At 41.5% G+C, this 17,134-nt stretch carries 11 protein-coding genes; 9 read left to right on the top strand and 2 right to left on the bottom strand.

Translation table 11 applies throughout. The features are described 5' to 3' along the window. Positions 1–279 precede the first annotated feature (279 nt). Positions 280–1,047, bottom strand: coding sequence for a CPBP family glutamic-type intramembrane protease (locus ACKTR2_RS06010; protein ID WP_407883541.1), 768 nt, complete (start codon positions 1,045–1,047; stop codon positions 280–282). A 254-nt stretch (positions 1,048–1,301) separates the two neighbouring features. After that, entirely contained in the window at positions 1,302–3,575 is a 2,274-nt protein-coding gene (locus tag ACKTR2_RS06005; RefSeq protein ID WP_407883539.1) for an ATP-binding cassette domain-containing protein, read from the bottom strand. 865 nt (positions 3,576–4,440) lie between these two features. Between ACKTR2_RS06005 and ACKTR2_RS06000 the strand changes: the two genes are divergently transcribed. The 9 genes from ACKTR2_RS06000 to ACKTR2_RS05960 all read left to right on the top strand — a co-directional run bounded on the left by ACKTR2_RS06000 (position 4,441) and on the right by ACKTR2_RS05960 (position 17,127). Beyond that, on the top strand, positions 4,441–5,943 hold the full coding sequence (locus tag ACKTR2_RS06000) for a nicotinate phosphoribosyltransferase (RefSeq protein ID WP_407883537.1): 1,503 nt from the start codon (positions 4,441–4,443) through the stop codon (positions 5,941–5,943). Positions 5,944–8,258: 2,315 nt separating this feature from the next. After that, positions 8,259–8,465 carry a hypothetical protein gene (locus ACKTR2_RS05995; RefSeq protein WP_407883535.1) on the top strand — a complete coding sequence of 69 codons (207 nt, stop codon included), beginning with the start codon at positions 8,259–8,261 and terminating at the stop codon, positions 8,463–8,465. A 2-nt stretch (positions 8,466–8,467) separates the two neighbouring features. Next, positions 8,468–8,806, top strand: coding sequence for an acetyl-CoA carboxylase (locus ACKTR2_RS05990; RefSeq protein ID WP_407883533.1), 339 nt, complete (start codon positions 8,468–8,470; stop codon positions 8,804–8,806). A gap of 1,749 nt (positions 8,807–10,555) precedes the next feature. After that, entirely contained in the window at positions 10,556–11,152 is a 597-nt protein-coding gene (locus tag ACKTR2_RS05985; RefSeq protein WP_407883531.1) for a recombinase family protein, read from the top strand. Positions 11,153–11,357: 205 nt separating this feature from the next. After that, positions 11,358–14,144 (top strand): MucBP domain-containing protein, encoded by a 2,787-nt coding sequence (locus ACKTR2_RS05980; RefSeq protein ID WP_407883529.1) that lies wholly within the window; start codon positions 11,358–11,360, stop codon positions 14,142–14,144. 159 nt (positions 14,145–14,303) lie between these two features. Next, a complete protein-coding gene (locus ACKTR2_RS05975) occupies positions 14,304–15,005 on the top strand; it encodes a hypothetical protein (protein ID WP_407883527.1) in 702 nt (233 codons plus the stop codon). 3 nt (positions 15,006–15,008) lie between these two features. Next, positions 15,009–16,046 (top strand): hypothetical protein, encoded by a 1,038-nt coding sequence (locus tag ACKTR2_RS05970; RefSeq protein WP_407883525.1) that lies wholly within the window; start codon positions 15,009–15,011, stop codon positions 16,044–16,046. Between the two features lie 278 nt (positions 16,047–16,324). Next, on the top strand, positions 16,325–16,498 hold the full coding sequence (locus tag ACKTR2_RS05965; protein WP_407883523.1) for a hypothetical protein: 174 nt from the start codon (positions 16,325–16,327) through the stop codon (positions 16,496–16,498). Between the two features lie 122 nt (positions 16,499–16,620). Beyond that, positions 16,621–17,127: a hypothetical protein gene (locus tag ACKTR2_RS05960; protein ID WP_407883521.1), complete on the top strand. Its 507-nt coding sequence runs from the start codon at positions 16,621–16,623 to the stop codon at positions 17,125–17,127. Positions 17,128–17,134 lie beyond the last annotated feature (7 nt).

The following is a 17,134-nucleotide window of genomic DNA, read 5'->3' as shown; positions in this document are numbered from 1 at the left end:
TTTATGTTCAAGTTTTTGTATGCGCGTTAATAGCGGCCTTGCGTGTTCTTATGAGTGCAGAGTGATCAGTTTTTGGTTCAATAAAGGGGGGCCTGCACACTTATATTTGAAAAAATGAGTCTAGCGTATTTAAAAACGTTGGGAATTTACGCGACGGGGCAAGCTAAATCATATTATGGGATTGAATTTATAGTTTGCTTTGTTAAATGTGTTTTGTCATCCTGACTGACGAACCAGGCTGGAAAATGCGCTTTTAGTCTTTTAGCATATTATGGAAATCTAATGTAAGTGAGGTATAAACGAGCTAAACATCGTTACTATTAGGTACCCAGAGGTATCAAATAAATAGTGCATAACAAAAGCAGTCCAAATACTCTTTGAATGTAAATAGGAGCCAGTCATAAAGATTCGGGCAACCCCGATCACAAGTAACATTTGTGGTAGGTTCCAATTATAAACTGCAAAATGGGCCAAGCCAAAAGCGATCATTGAGATAAATAATGACCCCCAAATTGCTGTGTTTCTAGAGAGATGGAATTGTTGGATTAAAATTGCCGTCATTGCTAAAAAGATAAAAATCCCCAGAAACTCTTCATCCATTAATTGAAAAAGATTATTAAAAGCTTGGATAAAAAAAATTGGCCACTTATGGGAGCCTAAAAGTGCTGTGGCATTTGGATTACCTACAGTTTTATCCCCAAACACCAATAGTATTTTTGGCGTAATAATTGAATAAATGATTTGAGCAATGAACAATAGGCCAGTATATCCCCACTCTTTCAATGAAACATGCTGAAAAAGTTTCCATGGTGATTGGCCACTGATTAGCCAATACCCACCAAGAAACAAGCAGGTAGGAATCAATGATAGTATAAAAAAGATTAACCAATCGTGTCCGGCTGATAATCGTTCTGAAATGAGGACCACACTTATTATTAGAACGATTGGATAAATGAATAGCAGCCAGAGGCGACCATTGTTAATGTGATCATCCACTATTGGTAAAGGGCGAGAATCATCGCGACGTTCAAAAAAACTATTTCTCATCTTCACATCCTCCTATGCGATTTACTTTAGTCAACTTTATCGGTAAATACCAAATAAATTAATTGTGGATTTTGGAATTTTATAGCCTCTAACAATATGTATTGATGGATATTACTATATGAGTAAATGATCGGGCCGAGACAAAAATAAAAATTTTGCCTCGGCCCGATTTGTTATCTAGCGATTACTACCATAGAGGCTAAGTCAAAAGCCTCACATTTCCGATTGTCCGGTTAAAAAGTCCAGCTGATGCATCAATGTTGTCGTGAATTCAATAATTCTCTTAGAGCCATGCCGGTTCTTGAATCGTTGTGGCTTACGGCATCTTTTGGTCGACCGCTAAACATCAATCGGCCTCCATAGCGGCCAGCGTCGGGGCCAATATCAATGAGCCAATCGGCCTGGCTGATAACAGCCAGGTTATGTTCAATGAGAATTAATGAATTACCTTGATCGACTAATTTGTTGAACAACATCATCAGCCGATCGGTGTCTTTCAAATGAAGACCGGCCGTGGGCTCATCTAGTAAATAGATCTCACCAGAGTGACTGAGTTCTAACGCCAATTTGAGTCTTTGTCGTTCACCGCCTGATAAGGTGGTGAGGGGCTGGTCCAATGTGAGGTAACCAAGACCCACTTGATCTAAATGGCCTAACTTTTCTGCAATCTTGGGTTGATCAGAAAAAAAAGCCAGTGCATCTATCACTGTCATCGCTAGAACATCAGCGATGGTTTGCCTGTGATACTGGTAGTTTAATGCTTCTTTATTATAGCGTTTGCCGCCACACAGTTCACAGACTTGAATTACCGGATCCATGAATGCCATGTTGGTGATCGTCACGCCTTTGCCATGACAACGTGGGCAGCCGCCTTTACCGTTATAACTGAATAGTTGTGTTGACACGTTATTTGTTTTGCCAAATAATTTTCTGACCGAATCCAGAATTTCTAAGTACGTGATCGGTGTCGACCGAATTGTAATGCCAACCGGGTCTTGGCTTAAATCGACATAGTCATCTGTCAGTTGTTGTTTGAGTGCTGATACCAAGGAGCTCTTTCCAGATCCTGCAACTCCGGAGATCACCGTGAGGACGCCCAATGGGATGTCGACTGAAACCTGTTTTAAGTTATGGCTCGAAATGTCACGTAACGCTAAGAAACCCGTCATTGTCCGATTTTTGCCAAACGAAACAGGACGTCGTAGCCAGTCAGCGGTCATCGCTTTTGATTTTAGAAGTTCAGGGTAGCTACCGGTAAAAGTTACTTTTCCACCAGCTTGACCCGCTTGCGGCCCAATTTCAACTACGTAGTCAGCGAAGTCGATCATACTAGGATTATGCTCCACGATCAAAATGGTATTGCCTTTTTCTTTAAGCTTTGTCAGCGCCCGTTTGATTAATTGAATATCATGGGGATGCAGACCTACGCTAGGTTCATCCAGGATATAAACCATATCGGATAACGCGCTGGTCAAGAATTTAGCGATCTTAATTCGTTGGGCCTCACCACCTGAAAGTGTATTTGTACTCCGATTTAAGGTGAGATAGCCTAACCCGATATCGATCAAGGATTGGATCTTTGTCTTTAATTCTCGAATGACATCAGTGGCAAGGGGCACCTCGATTGCGTTCAGAAAACGGATCACATGGATTAAATCAAGTTCGCTGACCTCTGCAATATTCATATCGTTAATATGATTAGTCAGGACTTTTGGGTTTAACCGCGCGCCATGACAAACAGGGCAAGGTTGTCGGGTGACAATGGCAGCAATCGCGGCTTGATGATGTTTGGCTTCAGCCTTACCCAAGATTGAGCGGCGAATCCGTGGAACTAAACCTTCATAAAGGGCAGATTTGTACCAATTAGCCGGTGGGTTCTGTAATTTTTGTTGTGGTGCGTGCATGAGTAGCTCGAATTCCTTAGGTGTGTAGTCTTTCAATGGTTTGTCGTTGTCGAATAATCCTGTATTGACATATCGTTTCCAGCGCCACGTATTGACGCCAAAGCTTACAAATGTCAGCGCACCTTGATTCAATGATTTCTCTGGATCAATCAGCTTTGATTCGTCGATATCGTCCACATACCCTAATCCCTGACAGTGTGGACACATCCCTTGGGGGAGGTTGAATGAAAATGAGTCCGAATAACCAACAAAGGGTTTTCCAATTCGTGAAAAAAGCAGTCGGAGCAATGAATAAATGCCTGTATAGGTTGCCAGTGTCGATCGGGCATTTTTTCCAATTCGTTGTTGTTCAATTACAATGGCAACCGGTAGATGGTCAATGCTACCGACGTGAGGTTGACCGAACTTGGGTAAATATTGTTGTGTAAAACTTGGAAATGTTTCATTGAGCTCTCGTCTTGAGGCGGCTGCAATGGTATCAAAAACCAACGAAGATTTACCAGATCCAGATAAACCGACGAATACGGTGGTTTGATATTTTGGAATCTTCAAACTTACGTGCTTTAAATTATTTTGCGTGGCGTCGGTCACGTCAATCGATCCCCGGGCAAATAAATCTTTCATTTGTCGATCCCTCCTTTACATCTTTTTCAGCATAGCACGAAGAAAATTTTTCCGGAAGTTTTTGGGTTAAATCAAAGTAATGAGAAAGGGGCTTATTGTTGTTGGCAGCCTTCTTTTACTTTAAAACTTAAATAAATGACCATAAATTCAGATTTGTGAATGTCGAAAAATAAAAGGGCTGGGATTAGACTTCTTATAAACATTGGCATTCTATTTAGCATGTTTATTTTTAGATTTGAACATAGTTAGTTTAACTAAGATAAATTAAAAGTACCCGTGGCGGGAGAGTAACTAATAAAAGTCAGATGTATCAGAAAGATAATGTGTGGAAAAAAGTTTAATTATTCTTTAAATGGAGATAGATATCCAACATAATAATTCGCTCTGCAGCGATTACGCACAAGATTTTGAATGTATTCTGAGATTAGAGCAATGCTTACCATCTGGATGATTGGGTAAATTAAACAATAGCTATTGATAATAGATGAGAATCCTTAGTAATGCAGCCATTTCGAATACAGAGTTAATTAATGATAAGGTGGCGTATTGTTGTAGTAAGCATTTAGAAAATAGAGCTAGTTTAAAAATCAATAATTTAGGAAGACCTAGGAGATTAACCTGGATTTTACTTGCCATAGTATTTGTATACACTCTGAGATTGTTGAAAAAAGTGATTTGTTAGGCGATTTTGACAGCCCATCATCGTTATTTGTGATATGAATTTCATCTGTTTATTTAATAAATTTATGATGATAATCATGCGAAAAAAATTATAAATATTTCTGGAACAAATCACTCAAATAAGTGGGGCTATGATAGAATGTTGGCGCCAAATAAAATTCAATCGGGAAGGATCGTGATTCTGATGGCAACACGTTACCTTGATGATAGTTTGACGCTTCACACTGATACTTATGAGATTAGTATGTTACAGACCTATTTTGAGGAAGGGGTGGCTGATCGGCACGCTGTCTTTGAGCTGTACTTTCGTGATTTACCTTTTCACAATGGCTACGCGGTGTTTGCAGGTGTAGAACGTTTGATCGGTTACATTAACCAACTTCGTTTTAGTGAAGCAGATCTTGAGTATCTAGCGAGTTTAAATCAGTATTCAGTCGGGTTTTTAGAATATTTACGTAACTTCCGGTTTACTGGAACCATACGTGCTGCCCGCGAAGGCGACCTGGTTTTTAATAATGAACCTGTTGTTCAGGTTGAAGGTATGCTTGCGGACTGTCAACTAGTTGAAACCGCGTTGCTCAACATCGTTAACTATCAAACACTGGTTGCTACGAAAGCGGCTCGCATTCGTTCCGCCGTTGGTAGTGATGGCATAATGGAATCCGGTAGCAGACGTGCGCAAGAAATGGACGCAGCTATTTGGGGAACGCGCGCTGCATACATCGGTGGTTTTGATTCAACGAGTAATATGCGAGCTGGAAAAATTTTCGGTATTCCTGTGAGTGGCACGCATGCTCATAGTTTGGTACAAACGTATCGGAATGATTACGATGCCTTTATGGCCTATGCGCGTTCCCATAAAGATTGCATTTTTCTAGTTGATACGTATGATACGCTCCAATCTGGAGTTCCAAGCGCAATTCGCGTTGCTCGTGAAATGGGCGACCAAATTAACTTTTTTGGTGTGCGGATTGATTCAGGAGATATGGCGTATATCTCTAAGCAAGTCCGGAAACAATTAGATGAGGCTGGTTTCTCAAATGCGAAGATTTACGCCTCTAATGACCTTGATGAACAGACAATTACTAACTTAAAGATGCAACACGCAAAAATCGATGTCTGGGGCGTGGGGACAAAATTGATCACGGCATATGATCAACCCGCTTTAGGTGTTGTATACAAATTAGTTTCGATCGAAGATGAACAAGGTAAGATGGTAGACACCATTAAATTGTCAAGCAACGCCGAAAAAGTAACCACCCCTGGGAAAAAGCAAATTTGGCGGATTACTAAGCGGGTTGATGGAAAATCGGAAGGTGATTACGTGGCTTTAGCGGATGAACGACCTGACCAAGTCGATAAGTTGCACATGTTTCATCCAACCTATACCTACATTAATAAAAATGTATCCGATTTTAATGCTCGCCCTGTCTTGATTGATATATTTAATCAGGGACAGCAGGTTTATGAAATACCTACGTTGATGGAAATAAAAAAATTTGCAGCTGAGCAATTAGCATCGTTATGGAGCGAATATAAACGAGTTTTAAATCCGCAAATTTATCCAGTGGATTTATCACAGAAGTTATGGGATCACAAACAACATGTCATTGATGAAGTGCATGCTTATGTAAGCTCCTTAAAGTTTAACGTCGAATACACTCCATCTAACAAAAGCGTGAAATAACTGTGTTAATTACAGTGATGACATTGGTTTTAGAGAGTGTCAAAGTGGGATTGACTGATCTAGGAACGGTTAACTTAGTAAAGGTCGCTTTATGAATCAAAGTAGCTTTTTTAAATGCTTGAATATAATAGTTTAACTAATGTAGATACAGTATAAATGTGCTCGTGAATGTCACCAGTAAAAGGCCCAATTTATCCAACAGTTAATACATGGCGAAAGAAGCCCGAATGCTCTTTGAGTGAAGATGGGCGCCAGTCACAAGAATTCTTTTGACACCAGTTATGAATAACATTTGTGGCAGATCTCAATTGTAGTCAGCAAAATGAACCAAACCAAACAAAACAAGCCTATTAAGTTAAACAAGCACGTATACGAGGAACTAATTGATGATTTTTCTGACAAACTGACGCTAACAGTTATCGAAGAACACAATTAAGTTGTGGACTGCTGGGGCTATTTTGGATGGGCAGTGTTAACCGAAATATTTAATCAAGCGGATATGCAGCTAGTTTTTAAAACCTAAGTGAAACAATTGAAGCACGGGGCTGCTGGTGGTATAGTTGTAAAGGTTATTTTGACCAAAATAATAATTACCTCAAAGGAGTTGCTGAATATGTCAGGACATTCCAAGAGTGGCTCCGGGGTAAATTGACTCCATTAAAAATCGTGAAAAGTGCTGCTACCATTAAGTTGGTGGCAGTTTTTGTTTTTGGACTAAAAATTAGAATTCTCGGGATTTTTGTACTGTGGTTAGCGAAGAGAGACCAAATTGAGCACACAGGAAAAGTTTGGTACTTTTTGAGACAGTAGGCGAGTTGATTGACCGAAACTTCAAACTGGTAAAAGTGAGAGACCCAAAAGAGACCACGTGCTTAAGAATCCAGTAACTGTGCTGGCTTAGAAATCTTTACAGATAAGCCATTGCTTTAAAGATAATTGAGTAATGCTAAGCTATCTCATAAGGTTAAGTCATCCGAGACCAAATCGAGCTATTCAAAATGAACCAAGTAATCGACCAAGCGTGTTCTAGTGTGTTTCAAAAACTATGTGAAACAATTGAAGCACGGGGCTGCTGGTGGTATAGTTGGTAAGGTTATTTTGACCAATAAAAAACTAATTAATCAAAGGAGCATGCCAATATGTCAGGACACAGTAAATGGATTCCTGAGGCAAATTTGCTCCATTAAAAATCGCGAAAAGTACTGCTACCATTGACTTGGTGGCAGTTTTTTTATTTTTACCCAAAAAAGTGAAATGTAAGGACTTTTCCCTGTTTTTGGCAAAAGAGAGAGCAAAATGAGCACACAGTTTTGTAGGGCAAGGTTTTTGGGACACTAAGACAGTTGATTGTGTGAAACATCGTTACGAGTTAAAACAGAGACCAAAACGAGACCAACAGCCTGAGCTAGCCGGTTATGAACGTTCCGAAAGATAATTGGATATTCTATGCCAAGGTAAGCCATTTTTAGGCCACTGATTAACCGGTGGTATAGCTACTTCATAAGGATTAAGAAGAAAAAAGTAGGCATGTTTTGAAGCAAAGTGCCTGTGGCTGTTGGACTAAGGCGCCATCGCCAAATCGGGTTTTCACGGGCGCACACAGGGCGTCTATATGAATAATATGTATTTATACCAATCGTCGAATCAAATTGGACACACGGCCTCACGTTTCCCAAGGAACTCGAAATAGGGGTGAGGAGGAGGTGTAATCTGACAGCTAGATCGGAAATTAGGAGGCTTATTCGGTGCGTTGATTAATCGAAAAGAAGTGATTTTTAGATTTCTGAGAAGATAAATTAGAGAAAAAATCTTAAAAACGTCTGTATTCCTGAACTGAAATTTTGCGGCTAAATTCTTAAAAACGTCTGTATTGCTGACCTAAAATTCATGTGGATTATGGTCAAACTTTAGAACGGATTACTGATTAACCACTAGCCAACGAGAAGCATAATATAGAGTGGATTAACGGTTCTACTAGGCGGTCAGAATACCTGACCTGCCAGCACTTTTAAAAAGTTGCACGAAGAGATAACCTCCACCAACAACTGGCTTGAACAGATCGTACACTAATTTCTGTTAAGCAATGCTTGAAAGCTAAAACTAATGTTGTTGTTTAAAGCCAAAGCAAAAAAATCTGTATTGATTCAATTAAAACAAGTGTGAACTACTCATCACTTACAGTAAGCATATTAATACTCAGGAAGCATTGAATCGAAATAATCATGATTACAATTTTTAACAAGGAGAGTTGAAAAAGGGACTTGTTATTATGCGAACGTATGTTCTATAATCTACCTTGTTAGGGAGGCAATATTATGAGCATTACAGATCAAAGATGGCAAGTTCAATTAATGAATATTCCCCATGGCGCTAGGTTTCATCTGTCTGATTTACCAATCTATCCGGTGTTTAAGGATGACCCACGAAAGTTAGTTGAATTTCAACGTGAATTCGAGGATTGGATTAAATCAACTGATGAACGGTATGTTAGCCGTGGCGCTAGTGATTACTTAAAGGTTTAGCCGTGAAATCAGATGCTGCAATCATCACCGAACGTATAGAGAAACTTTTTAAACGGGCGCCAAAGACGATTTACAAAATTGAATGTGTGAATGACCGTTTCGATCGAACGTATAATTTCTTTTTTGAGGAACACCCCAAGGGGAAGAGACCGCATTCCACGCCACTACATACAGTTGAAAGGTATGAGATTGCTTATTTAGAACAGCTGATTAAACAAATCAGACAGAAGACTCAATTAACAATTTACTTCGCTGGCTTTACTGGTCAGCATTGGCCTTATGCCCAGACCATGATCCAAAAGAAACCAATACCCAATGAGTACAAATTGGACGAGGATTAATCACACAAAGACCGGCGGCTAGCCGGTTTTTACATCATCTATATGTATTTACTCTGATGAAGAGTGGAGAATGGGTAAGTGGATTACTTTGATTAACGATCCCAAGCTTCGGCGAAATTGCCTTAATCACTATCGCCAAAACTGCTGAAACGTCTGCATTAGTGATCCAAAACTTGCATTAATTTGATTAAGTTAAGCGCGAATCGCCAAAGAGGATTAAGCTTCACAAAGTAGATTAAAGCATACTGATTATGGCATGATCATGAAGACCACTATAGGCCATATTGCTTGTTAGGTCGGCATTTTAAAACGATCTGAATGAAGAGATAACGTTGGTCAGATTAATCACTTTACAAAAGTTACAATGATTTTGTTGAAAAGATGCTTAACCATGCAAAGCAAAAACAGCCGCCGAACTTTTTCTTTTAATCCAACTATGAACATAATCATGAAGATGACTCATCAAGTGATCAACCATGGAAGAAGATATTAATACAGCAACAGTGAAGACCATGTTAAGTTGATTCAAATCAGCAGAATTAAGTGATTATTCTAAATTGAATTAGCATTTTGTTAAGGCAAATTAGAACAAGACGACCTCAATAGTTGATGGCCACTGATCAAGTTAAAAGCTATGAATCAAAGAATGAGCCTTGGTGCCAAATTGATCTAACAGCCAAGTATTTAATCGCCAGCGAGGCAATCTTATCGCACAAATCGCCACACAGCCATCCAAGGTTGAAGACCAATATTCATACCAAACAGCAATCAAGATGGTACACAAGCTCACACGTTGGCACACAAGGGTTGATTATAGGAGATGAAGACTCCTGATGACGATCTAAAACTGGTTAAGTTGATTCGAAATGGCAAGTTGGTTAACTTGATTAACTTGATTCAATCGATAAGATCAGTTGATTCGGTGCGATGGGTATCTTTTTTAAAAGGGTTTCTTCATATTATTGTGTAAGTATTGATGATCGGCTCAGCCGGTCTTTTCTTTTGCCCAAATTATAAACTTGATCCAAATGGCAATCTTTAATTTGAGGCGATTTACCAAAGAGTATTTCACGACGGAATTTTATCCATTGGGTTAAGTTAGCAACCTGCCAGAGACGACCAATCCTGTGCTGAGAGACGATCCGTTCAAGAATACTTCATTGCTGCGTTCCAGCTCAAAACTAAGATTTAAGCACACTTCAGAGACGATCCACCACAGGTCGGTGAGCCGATTGCTGAAACAATACTTCAATTCTATGTTTTGTAATCAGGCACCAATTATCAGCATGAGAAAGTGCGAGAGAACTTTGCGACGAATGGCTCAAGAATACAGTATGACCATTCTTTGGCTAATCACTCTGAGCTTTTTTAATTTACTGACAATCAACTCAACAATACTTCATGACCGTATTTCAGCCAATGAAGGCAGCAGTTTCGAACAAGCGAATGCTATTTCATCACTGAGACGATTGGTTAAGGAATACCACTGCTGTGAATTTTATCGATTTTGCAAAGAGGACTATGGCACAGAGACGACAATCTCATATTTTGAGACGATCGTGGCAAGAATACCTTATGACTGTTTTCTAGCCAATTTATTAACTTGGAGTTGATATTTGAGACGACTGACCTAATCTTGGTTCGAAAATGGGACGAATGTTGATTTACTACCAAGAAGTAACCACTGAAATAAAACCGTACGTGAAACTTACATAAACTCTTATACATCAAGCATAGGAGTGATTGAAGATGACAAAAACGGTGGCATATATAAGGACTAGTACTAATCGACAAGATTTAGGGTTAGAGTTCCAGCTTGGCGAAGTTAGGAAATATGAACCAGATAGAATCTATAAGGAACAGATATCAGGTAGAAAGGAAGATCGGCCGGAGTTGTCAAAAGCACTTAAGAGTTTGAAAGCTGGCGATACTTTATTAGTTTACAAACTAGATCGATTAGGGCGTTCGGTTAAACAATTGGTTAATATAATCGCTGAACTCGACGCGATGGGAGCTCATTTCAAATCCATTCATGATCAGATCGACACATCAACGACGAATGGTAAGTTCATGTTCACAATCTTATCAGCGGTTGCAGAACTGGAGGCTAATATGATCTCGGAACGAACCAAGGATGCCTTAAAGGCAACTAATAAAAGGTTAGGACGGCCAAAAACGGTAAGTGAATTAACTAAGAAAAAAATTTTAACTGCATACCAATCGCATGATTTAACTGTTCAAGAACTCGCCAAACGTTATCACGTTAGTACTACTTACGTTTACAAACTAGCCAAAAAAGCCGGTCTATCAAGGTCTAGCAATAAAATGAACGTTGCACATACGTAACGCTTTTGGTACGATAAGCCTGTTAATAAGAGTAGCCCTCTTATTAATTAATCGAACGTTTAGTTTAGTTTCCAAAATTCCAAATACTACATATCTTGAAGTGTTGATATCACTGACATTGATCAGTTATATCAGCGCTTTTTTTAGTTCTTCAATAAACGTTCGTTTTGTTGAGTCTATTTACGTAGGAAAGTAGGGGTTATTTATGATGAGCAGAGCTCAGTACAGATCATTACATACAGACGAGAAACGCCACGTTAAGTTATATAAATCAGGCAAATTATGGTTAGCAGCCGGTATCAGTTTGCTTGCGCTGACCGGAGTTGCCACATCGGCGAATGCATCAGTAGCACCACAATGGCATGCAAATAGTGTTGCTACGGTTAAGGCAGAATTAGCTAAGTTAGGCACCGATCCATATACCATTCAAAATGGTGATACCCTTTGGGCAATCAGCCAAGCAACCGGCGTTAGCGTTAACGATTTGGCGAACCAAAACAAGATCGCTAATGTTGATTTAATTTATGTCGGCAACCACCTGTTTGTGCATACAAACGTTGATGGCTCAAAGCAGGTTACGGTAACTGACGCCAACGGTGCGACGATCGGTCGGTTTAATACACCGACTCAAGCGCCAGCTGCCAACGTTCAAACACCATCAACTATGCCAAGTGCCTCAACTCAGCCAAGTGTTGGTACTACTCAACAACCAGAAGCAATCACGGACGCCAACCATTCCGGCGAGATGGGCGCATCTTACTTCAAGCCAGGAACTCCAGACAATTCACAAGCCGCTTCTGACGCCGGCAGCGTAACAAGCCAAGCACCGAGTGACGCTGGTTCTGTGACAAGCCAAGCACCAAGCGATGCCAGCCAAACGCCATCACAAGCGCCAAGTGACGCCAGCCAAACGCCATCACAAGCGGCAAGTGACGCCAGTCAGACGCCATCACAGGCACCAAGTGACACTAGTCAGACGCCATCACAGGCACCAAGTGACACTAGTCAGACGCCATCACAAGCCCCATCTGACGCCAGCCAAGCTCCATCGCAAGCACCAAGCGATGCTAGTCAGACTCCATCACAAGCACCAAGCGATGCCAGCCAAACGCCATCTCAAGCACCTAGTGATGCCTCGACAGCTCCATCTCAGGCGCCTAGTGATGCTTCACAAACGCCAAGTCAGGCACCAAGTGGCGCTTCACAGACCCCAAGTCAGGCGCCTAGTGATGCTTCACAAACGCCAAGTCAGGCTCCAAGTGATGCCTCAACAGCTCCATCTCAGGCACCATCAGATGCAAGTCAGACGCCGAGCCAATCCCCATCCAACGCTTCAACCGCGCCATCGAACGCAGGTTCAACTAGCAGCGAGGCCGGTTCCAGCACGAGCCAAGCCCCTGCTGAGCAGTATGCAGACGTTACGGTAAGTTACACCGATATGGACGGCAACACGATTGCCCCAAGTACCACACTTGCACACCAATTAGTCGGTTCCACAGTTAGCGCATCTGCACAAGTGATTAATGGTTATGATTACTACGGCTCAACCAAATATCTAACTGTTGCGGAATCGGGCAACTCCATCGTGTTCCACTATTCGAAGCAAGCACCCGTAGCCCAATATGACGATGTTATTGTGGAATACCTGGACGCCGATGGTAATTTATTGACCCAGCCAACCACGATGGCACACCAGCAGGTAGGTTCCACACTTACGGTAAGTCCAATCACTATCGACGGTTACACCCCACGTGATCAGAGCAAGAGCTGGACGGTCAAGTCAGCAGGAAACATCATTGATTTCTACTACGACCGTGCCGAACAGCACGCCAACGTGACCATCAATTATGTGGACGCCGCAGGCAACCAACTTTCGCCAAGTGACACGCTCTCCGATCAGGTAGTAGGCACCATGGCCAGCGCAACGGCCAAGAACATCGATGGTTACACGGTTGATCAAGCTACCAAGACGGCGAACGTGACCGACTCTGGCGCAACGATCACCTTTGTTTACACGAAGAATGCTCCTGCCCAATCCACGGTTACGATCCACTTTGTTGACGAGAATGGTAACAAACTAGACAACGATCTGACTCTGACCGGCACCACAGGTGACAATTTCAGCTTTGCCGCTCCATCCGAAATCAATGGTTATGACTTGGTAGGTGACTCATCAATCAACGGTATGTACACTGCCGGAGGTTCTGACATCACGGTTAAGTACGCTAAACACGTATACGCCAACCAAGATATGGCTACTGTAGCCAACGATATCCTACAAATGGTGAACGATCTCCGTGCCCAACACGGCCTATCCGCAGTAACGATGGACAATGCAACCTTACAGGCAATTGCCCAGACTCGAGCTAACGAGACTTTCACTGAAGGCAAAGAGGATATCTCCGCAGCGAGCCACACTCGTCCGGACGGCACGCAATGGTACACGGCTTACACTGAGGCCGGTTACCAAGGTTCGGCCATTGCAGAGAACTTGAACATCGATAAGATCGGCGCCACTGAAGCCGAGACTGCAAGCATCATCTTCAACGACTGGAAGAACAGCGCCGGCCACTTGGCCAACATGTTAGATGCTTCGGCCAACCAAATCGGCATTGCGATCGTAGAGAACCCCGACAATGGATACACATATGCAATCCAAGATTTTGGTTACGTTAAGCCGGAAGTAACCAAGAACCCAGATGGTTCAGTGAATTACTCTGAGTACGGCCTAACCGAAGCCGACATTGATGCCCAAGTAGAAGCACGGTTAAAGGGTATGGGCTGGAGTTACCAACCGGGTTCCGTGAAAATTCAACCAAAGATTTGGAACGGCATGGAAGCAGCGAACGACTCAGCATACTTTGATCCAGACTTTGTAAACTATTACTACAACGCTGGTGTAAGTGGTTCTGACTATGGCCAAGGTGAAGTAGCCATCACAGACAAGAACGGCAACATGCTCGGATTTATGGAAGTCCAGTGGTTGAAGTAATCATCCAGATATTCAACCCTGTTAAGTGAATTCCTCCACCCAGCTTCAGCACCACGAAAGAGCCTTTCCCATACGGGAGGGGCTTTGAGGAAGACGAATTGAAGATAGAGAAGACCGTTGTAAACTCAGCGGTCTTTTTCATGAAAGGAAATCTAAGTTATGAAGCCACGGCACATAATCGACACCATTGTTGCGGTTGTGATGATCCTTATGGCAGTATTTATCGGATTCTTGTTAGGTGATCATAAGCCAGCAACGAAAACGGTAACAAAGGTTGAAAGTGTAAGTACTAGTTCTTCAAACTCCTCGCAAAATAGTAAGTCCAGTGAGAGGAGTTCTTCCACCACATCATCACAGACTTCTTCGACTAAACAGGTTAAGCCCTATCAAAATGTGGTTTATTCATTTCATAAGACCAATTCTGCAGGAACCGTTGACGTTGATTACAGTATCATCTTACGTTCTGATGGTACGGCTACCCAACAATTGATCAATCGTGCGCAGACTTCTCCTAACATTCAAATCGAAACTATCACTTACGCCGTTAATGATGACGGTCAAGTACGATTCCTTAAGCCAGTAACTGCGGTTGATGCTGAATATGCCGCCCCAGGCGATATTCTAAAATTGCCACCAAAGTCAGTAAGCTGGACGGGGAAGGGATCAGACACCCCCAATCAGGCTGGTACGGTAATTAATAATAGTTACCAGATACGTTTTAAAGGTGACGATTATTCCAAGTTGTTGACTAATGAAGTTGGTCTATATGCAACACAATCAGGCGCCCCAGAGCCAAATGATCCGGTTAAATTGGGGCAACAGTTACAAGATCAGTATACTCAAGATCAAAGTGGTGACTAAAACATGAAGACAAGAAGAATAATAAAAGCGACCATCAGCTTGTTGGCATTGATGACTTTAGGAATCACATTATCAGGTTGTCAATCTGGAACTGCTAGCAAGCAAAGCAGTAAAGATAACGCGTCGAGCAATAAGCCCTCCGTTAAGGCATTGAATAAATTTAGTGCCACTGATCGTTATGCTTTGATTTATTATGGCGGCGTTAAAGCAGTTGACCAAATCAAGGCCGATGACGAAACAAAAACTTTTAAGAATGCGATAATGGCATCTGATCGCAGTAAGGATACAGCGCTGAATGTTACGCCAATGAAAATCAGTAAGGACTTCGTATCCAACCCCGGAACGGGCTATTTAATGGCAATAGCACCAGCTGACGTAACAATTATTGGATATGTTGGTTATACTCGTGAGGCGGATAATATCTATTACTACGCTTTGATTGGGAACGACCCTAATCGTGCGGCTTTTTCAACGGTTTCCTTAAAGAGCCTTTATCGTCAATACTATTTACCCGAGAAACAGCGGTTGCAAGTTGAGAATCTGAAAGCTCGGTTAAATATTAAAAAGGTCAACACTACTTTTGCCTCCGACTCATCAAGTAGCGCTTCTGAGAGTGAGTCAACTTCAACAGCAGATTCATCAAGTGGTGAAACTAATAACGATTCCTCTGGATCTGGTATTAGAACATCGCTCGGCCAATCTATTTTTGACGAGGGTGCACAACCAACTGCTAAACGATTATTTAAGTACATTCGTGGAACTGAAGACCCTAATGCAAAATTGGTATCATCTAATGCGCCCGATCCTGATCCATTGCAGAATGGTATGGACGATTATTTGTTAAGCATAAGCGTGATTAAAGATCAAACGGCTACAAATGCCAAGCCGGTTACCTACGCAGTTGCTAAAAACGGACAAATTTATTTTCAAGTAGAAGGTGGTCAAACCGAAAATGGAGTAGATAATTATTTTACGGATGTTGATGGTCGATATGGCTACTATTTCTCCAAAGATGACGTAAGGAAGCAATTGGGTCAATAAATACATGTAGTGAAGACGCCGAATAGGCGTTTTTATTTTGGTCAAAATTAGTAATTTCAAACCGCCAGATAAACTGAGCCACATGGGCAAACTAACAAGAGGTAATCTTTGATCAGTGCTCGAGAGAAATGTTCCTCAACCATCGCATTTTGAAGACCTGTTAATTTATCGAACGAATCCTTGGTTGAGGCATTCTTTCAGATCAGGTACGAGAATTTATCGAAACTTATATCGTATTGAAACAAATCAATACTTACACGTCAGGAGGTGATGACGAGGTGAAAAAGCAACTAAAAATATTGATCGATTTGGCTCCCAATTTGAAACCAGATCGATTTGCTAAGTTGAACAAGCAATCGCAAAGTGATTTGCTCTGGTTTGTTGCAACCACGTTACCAAAGTTAGCCGACCAAGATGACCTATCCCAAGTTGGACAGGAGACCGCCTTGTAGGTTTTGACAAACCGAAAAGCATGGTCAAAATCGAGGTGAAATTGCTGAATCTGGGGTTAACGGATCACCATCTGAATGGTTTCGGACAGAAATCTAACTTAAAGAGAGGAGTAAGAGAAGACATGTTAGAAAATACAATAAAAGTTGAATGTATTGAAGAGCCGGGATTTTCTGAGGAGACCTTAGTGATGACCGCCTATGCACGGCCAGACATCATTATCGCTAAGGAAGTTCACCACTCGATCAACGCCGGTATAATCACCGAACAAGCAACCGATGAGCAGGTTAAACACTATAACTTAATTATAATTGGCCAAGCTTTATCGTTCGCCGAGCGATTAAACCTACAAATCTATCCAACTGTTTTTAGTTGGAAGGATGGCCTTTCGGACTATGCTGGTTCGCTGTTTGAAAAGGTCCGACAAGACAAACCGATTAACTATCACCAACAAGCGCTTTGGCCAAAAAATGAGACCTATCAGGAATACTTAAAGGATTTGGTAGAAGAGATCAAACTGCTATGGGGTAAGCCGAGCGAAGCTAGAATCTTGAGAATGCAATACGGCGGTCACTTATCCGATTTAACCAAACAAATTCAAGAAATGGATATCGCAAATAATATTAAGTGAGGAGAAA

This window comes from Furfurilactobacillus curtus, assembly GCF_045862785.1.
Lineage (GTDB): Bacteria > Bacillota > Bacilli > Lactobacillales > Lactobacillaceae > Furfurilactobacillus > Furfurilactobacillus curtus.
This window is presented reverse-complemented; position numbering and strand designations above follow the sequence as displayed.